General features: G+C 52.5%; 4 protein-coding genes and 1 pseudogene. All 5 read left to right on the top strand.

The window, feature by feature from the left end; translation table 11 throughout:
• Nucleotides 1–119: pseudogene (locus tag A7589_RS09155) on the top strand (transcriptional regulator); the annotation flags it as partial.
• Between the two features lie 109 nt (nt 120–228).
• Nucleotides 229–1,101, top strand: a complete 873-nt coding sequence (locus tag A7589_RS09150; RefSeq protein WP_108188812.1) for a GTPase family protein — start codon at nt 229–231, stop codon at nt 1,099–1,101.
• A gap of 217 nt (nt 1,102–1,318) precedes the next feature.
• Nucleotides 1,319–3,715, top strand: a complete 2,397-nt coding sequence (locus A7589_RS09145; RefSeq protein ID WP_108188811.1) for a dynamin family protein — start codon at nt 1,319–1,321, stop codon at nt 3,713–3,715.
• Complete coding sequence (locus A7589_RS09140) at nt 3,712–4,617, top strand: diguanylate cyclase regulator RdcB family protein (protein ID WP_053270498.1); 906 nt, start codon at nt 3,712–3,714, stop codon at nt 4,615–4,617. Before A7589_RS09145 ends, A7589_RS09140 begins: the two co-directional genes overlap by 4 nt.
• The gene (locus tag A7589_RS09135) at nt 4,614–5,684 is read left to right on the top strand and encodes a patatin-like phospholipase family protein (protein WP_108188810.1); all 1,071 of its coding nucleotides are present in this window, start codon (nt 4,614–4,616) and stop codon (nt 5,682–5,684) included. Before A7589_RS09140 ends, A7589_RS09135 begins: the two co-directional genes overlap by 4 nt.
• The last annotated feature ends 316 nt before the right edge of the window (nt 5,685–6,000 follow it).

The raw sequence follows: 6,000 nt of genomic DNA, 5'->3' as shown, positions 1-6,000 counted from the left end.
AAGTTGGCAGCATCACCGAAATGCTTGATGAGCTCAGAACTATTTACGGTCTGAGAACAGGAGAGTTTTTTGAAATGCTGATTACAGAGAAATATCTTGAACACAAGCGAAGGAAGTAATTCATTATCTGTTACATTCTAAATAATCTCAGACAGATATTATCTCCGTGAATCCCCCGCCACCTTTCCGGTGCGCGGGGTTTTGTCTTTTTTCACCGGGAATACATGTATGAATCCGTCTGATGCCATTGAGGCAATTGAAAAACCGCTCTCCTCCCTGCCTTACTCACTTTCCCGTCACATCCTGGAACATCTGCGCAAACTCACCAGTCACGAACCCGTGATTGGCATTATGGGTAAAAGCGGGGCCGGTAAATCCTCACTCTGTAATGCACTGTTTCAGGGGGAGGTCACCCCGGTCAGTGATGTTCACGCCGGCACCCGGGAAGTGCGGCGCTTCCGTCTGAGTGGCCACGGTCACAGCATGATTATCACTGACCTGCCCGGGGTGGGCGAGAGCCGGGACAGGGATGCAGAGTATGAAGCCCTGTACCGTGACATTCTGCCTGAACTTGACCTGGTACTGTGGCTGATTAAAGCCGATGACCGTGCCCTGTCTGTGGATGAGTATTTCTGGCGACACATCCTGCACCGGGGACATCAGCAGGTGCTGTTTGTGGTGACGCAGGCCGACAAAACGGAGCCCTGCCATGAATGGGATATAGCCGGCATTCAGCCTTCTCCCGCACAGGCACAGAACATTCGGGAGAAAACGGAGGCGGTATTCCGTCTGTTCCGGCCCGCACATCCGGTTGTGGCCGTATCGGCCCGCACCGGCTGGGAACGGGATACGCTGGTCAGTGCGCTCATGACAGCGCTTCCCTACCATGCCGCCAGTCCCCTGATGACCCGACTGCAGGACGAGCTGCGCACGGAATCTGTCCGGTCTCAGGCCCGTGAACAGTTTACCGGTGCGGTGGACCGGATATTTGACACAGCGGAGAGCGTCTGTGTTGCCTCTGTTGTCCGTACGGCCCTGCGCGCTGTTCGTGACACCGTGGTCTCTGTTGCCCGCGCGGTATGGAACTGGATTTTCTTCTGAACCCGGTGGTGATGCACCAGACTCTCGTTACAGATTTTTAACTCCATGAAAACACAATGCAAACACAGCCATACCCGGGTTGTCCCCTTGCGTTGTGTTTCTCAAGTTAATAGAATGCATCGATCGTTACTATCATATCGATCGTTATAAACGATCGTTTGTGGTAAATGACCTCCTCCGTGGTTGTCATGAAAATGCGTCTCAGGAAGGTTAAATAATGCACGAAAAGAACATCGCCCTGCTTTGTGATGAAGCCGACCGACTTTTGCAACTGAACATTAATCTGCTCCGGCAAATGGTTGATGAACCGGATGTGTTATCTGACAGTAAGAACGAAAACAGACTGCTTTTTGATAAACAGAAAGCACTGAAAAGAATTGAGGAGTTGGAGGGCGAACAAATCAAAACCGCCCGCAGGGAGATGGTGCTGGCTGTTGTCGGCACGATGAAAGCAGGTAAATCAACTACCATCAACGCCATTGTGGGGCAGGAAATTCTGCCTAACCGTAACCGCCCCATGACCTCTGTACCGACGCTCATCCGCCACGTTCCCGGAAAAACTGAGCCGGTCCTCCATCTGGAACATATTCAGCCCGTCCGCAATTTATTAAGCACACTGCAACAAAAACTCGACACCCCGGCAGGACAGCAAGTCGCACAGACCCTGCAGCAAACCGGGGATACCTGCGAACTGCTGGATATTCTGGCAAATGATGGCTGGCTCAAAAATGAATACCACGGGGAGGAGGAAATCTTTACCGGACTGGCATCGTTAAACGATCTGGTTCGCCTTGCTGCGGCAATGGGGAGTGAGTTTCCTTTTGATGAATACGCAGAAGTGCAGAAACTGCCGGTGATCGACGTGGAATTCAGCCATCTGGTGGGGATGGATGCATGCCAGGGAACACTCACACTGCTGGATACCCCCGGCCCTAATGAGGCCGGACAACCGCAGATGGAAGTGATGATGCGGGATCAACTGCAGAAAGCCTCTGCGGTGCTGGCGGTGATGGATTACACCCAGATGAACTCAAAAGCGGATGAAGACGTCCGTAAAGAGCTTAATGCCATTGCTGACGTATCAGCCGGCCGCCTGTTTGTGCTGGTCAATAAATTTGATGAGAAAGACCGCAATGGCGATGGGGCAGATGCCGTACGCCAGAAAGTTCCGGCAATGCTGAACAGTGATGTGCTGCCCGCCTCCCGCGTTTATCCAGGCTCATCACGTCAGGCGTACCTGGCTAACCGTGCGCTTCATGAGTTACGGAAAAACGGAACCCTTCCTGTTGATGAAGCCTGGGTCGATGATTTTGTCAGGGAAGCCTTCGGTCGCATGAAAAAAGAATACGTCTGTAAAGACAGTGAAATGGCAACCGAAGGGGCGACAGACCTGTGGGAAGGTTCACTTATCGATCAACTGATAACGGAAGTCATACAGAGCTCCCATTCCAGAGCGGCGGCACTGGCGGTTGATTCTGCCGCCGCAAAACTGATGCAGAATGCGGAAAATGTCAGCGAATATCTGTCATTACGCCATCAGGGGCTACAGCAAAGCATTCAGTCACTGCAGTCGCATATCACCAGCCTGCTTGCGGATATCCGGGAAATCGCGGACTGTCAGGAGCAGGTGACCGCTGATGTCAGAATGGCCATGGAGGAGATCGATGCCAGAACCCGGGAATTACTCACGGGGGTCTGCACCTCACTGGAAGAGGAGCTGAATGACTATTTCAGAACCGGTAAACGCAAAGAACAGCAAATGCTGGAGGAAGAAGACGCAGAACAACGAAGGTCCCGGTCCGGATTATGGGGAATGATTTCTCAATGGTCCGGTATCAACTACCCGGGCCGGGAGGATTACAGGAAACGAGATTTTGCCCCGGACAGCCCCGAAATAAAATTCAGTGATCGCAGGGAAGCCCTTGAACTGATGACGCAAATCGAATCGACTGTGACCAGCCTGCACCGTGAAGCCGAAGCACAGTTCCGGCCTGAGCTGGAGAAAATCGTCAGGGGTATTGAAACAGGTTTTCGTGGTACGGCACTGTATGCCACAGAAAATATTGCCGGACGCATCAATTCCCGCCTGGAGGATGAAGGTTTCACTGTAAAAATCAGTTTTCCGGCAGTCAGCCAGTTACAGACCCGGCTCGCGGTAAAAACAAATCTGAGCGCGCTTATGGAGGAAAGAACGGAGACAGTAACCCGTCGCTGTCGACAGGATGGTGTCTGGGGTACGCTTTGTCGATGGGCAAACACCAGTGACTGGGGCTGGAAAGAGTACAGTGTGGATGTGAGCCGCAGCGTGATCAATATCAACAAGGTCAGAGAGGAAGTGATGTCACTGACCCGGGCATATTTCGGGGAGCTGCAGGCATCCATTGAGCATGATATTAACCAGCCCGTCCGCCAGGAAATCGATGCCTTTTTCTGTACATTCAGGGAGAAAGTTGAACAGCTGCGTAACACGCTGATTCAGAGCTCTGAAGATCATAAACGCGATCAGCAGGCGCAGGAACGGCTTACCGGGCGACTTCAGGCATTAAATGAAAGGGTTCCTGAGCTCATTACTGACAGTAAGGCGCTGAGGGAAGAGCTGGAGACAATGCTGTGACTTCACCATTTATTCAACAAATTGCTGATAACCGGGTATGTCAGGTACTCACCTGTCTTCCTGAAAAATTTGTGGTTGATTTCGCAAACGGTATCGATGTTGCACAGGAGCATATCCGCACGGCCGGAGAGCGCACGTTCTTCCGGCGTTTAAAAGAGGGACTGACAGGCGAAGGCGCTGCACGGCAGAATGCCATCAATGCTTCGCTTGCACAGGGCGTTGAGGCGTCCCTGCGCTGGCTGACGGAGCTGACAACGTCGCTTGCCACCACAAATTACGCAATTACCCGGGTAAACGACAGGGTTAGTTCACTGGTCAGTGATACTGCTAGGCTGGCGCATTATTCGGCTGACACGCGGGAGCAGTTACTCACTCTGGCAGAACAGGTTCATCAGAAATTGAATCATCTTGAAGAAAAACTCCACCGTGTTGACCAGGTTCAGCGGGCGCAGTTACATCTTGAGCAGGTATTCTCATGGTGGAGCGCCGGGCGATACGCGTCATTTTCCCCTGCCGGACGCTGTTATGTGGCGCTTGAAGAGCTTCGCTGGGGCGCGTTTGGTGATGTGATACGTCAGGGTGAAACAGGCCAGGTTAATCAGTTACTGGATATTCTCAGATATAAATCATTAACGCAGATGGCACAGGAGAGAGGTGGTAGCGCAACAGTACGGCTGAACTCACTGGACTGGCTTGGTGGTCAGAGCCGGGAGCAGGCAGATAACGAATGGTATGAAGCGATTAACTGGCTGGGAGACTGGTGCAGTGAAGAGCGGCATCCTGTGATCTGGTCAACCACACAGGCTGCAGAACACTTACCGGCTCGCATGCCCCGTCTCTGCTCAGCAGAGCGTCTCTCTGAAAGTATGGTCGATGAAATATTTCAGAAGGGGGCTACATGAGTACAGAAATGAAAACGGGGCTGGTGCTGTCCGGCGGCGGAGCGGTGGGCGCTTATCAGGCGGGAGTGGTTAAGGCACTGGCAGAGTGTGGTTCACAGATCAGCATGGTTTCAGGGGCCAGCATTGGCGCATTCAATGGTGCCATTATCGCGGCCTCTCCCGATCTGTCAGAAGCTGCCGTACGCCTGGAGGCGCTCTGGGATCATCTGGGGAATAATCAGGTGCTGTCGGTAAACAGATCGGTTTACTTTTCATTGCTGAAAAAATTGTTCCAGGCAATGACCCTCTGCCAGATCCCCGGACGTGCAGGAGCACTGCTTACGACGCTTCTTCGCCATATATCGATAATCAACGGGTTCGACAATCCGATGACTCAGCCGTTGTTGTCAGATGAGCCCCTGACAGCGCTGATGGATCATTATCTTGATACTGATGCTCTGGCAGACGGGCTACCGCTGTATGTGTCGCTGTACCCCACAGAAGGGGGCATGCAGGATATTATTGACTGCATTCGTGCTGAACTGGGTGTCGGAACCACGAAAAACGCCGTTTTTCAGCATATCCAGAGTCTGCCCCGCGGGCAGCAGAAAGAAGCCTTACTGGCATCAGCCGCGCTGCCCCTGCTGTTCCGTCCCCGCGAGATTCAGGGAACAATGTACGGTGATGGTGGGATGGGCGGATGGCAAAACAGGCAGGGGAATACTCCCGTGACGCCACTGGTGGATGCCGGATGCAATATGGTGATTGTGTCGCATCTGAGTGACGGTTCTTTATGGGATCGTCGGGCTTTTCCGGACACCACGATCCTTGAGATCCGTCCCCGGAAAAGGCTGAAACATGCAGGTGATGGTGGCAACAGCGGCGGTCTGCTCAGTTTCGCGTCGGCACATACCGACGCCTGGCGTCAGCAGGGCTACGAGGACACGATGCTGACGATGGAGCATATCCGGAAACCGCTGGCAGCACGTCAGGCACTGTCCCGGTCAGAAACGGTGTTGCAGAAAAGTCTGGAGATAACGGAAGAGGCAGATTCGGCACTGAGAAACGCGATGGCCCGGATTAAATAAAGACGCCCCAAAGAAACGCCACCGCCTGTGGTGGTGTTTTTCCTGTCTGGTGTTATTGAAAATATTTTCAGATATATATTATCTGGGTGATGTAAGATGAATTTATTTAATTTTGGGGGAAGATACAAAAACAACCAGTGAACATATTTCCGGCGGGTTATCCGCAATGCTGAAGGTCAGTTGCACTGGCGATGCCGGAATACAGCTTAATACGTGGTTCGCCAGTGAAGGGCTTCTCAGACAATAAACCTCATTCATTTCACCCATCAGGCCGCGTCTTCTCCGGGAGACGCGGCTTTTTCATTTATATCGCTTA

Origin of the sequence: Escherichia sp. MOD1-EC6475, assembly GCF_003046645.1 — a bacterium.
Lineage (GTDB): Bacteria > Pseudomonadota > Gammaproteobacteria > Enterobacterales > Enterobacteriaceae > Escherichia > Escherichia ruysiae.
The sequence above is the reverse complement of the archived record's forward strand: the minus strand, read 5'-3'. Positions and strand labels throughout refer to the sequence as shown.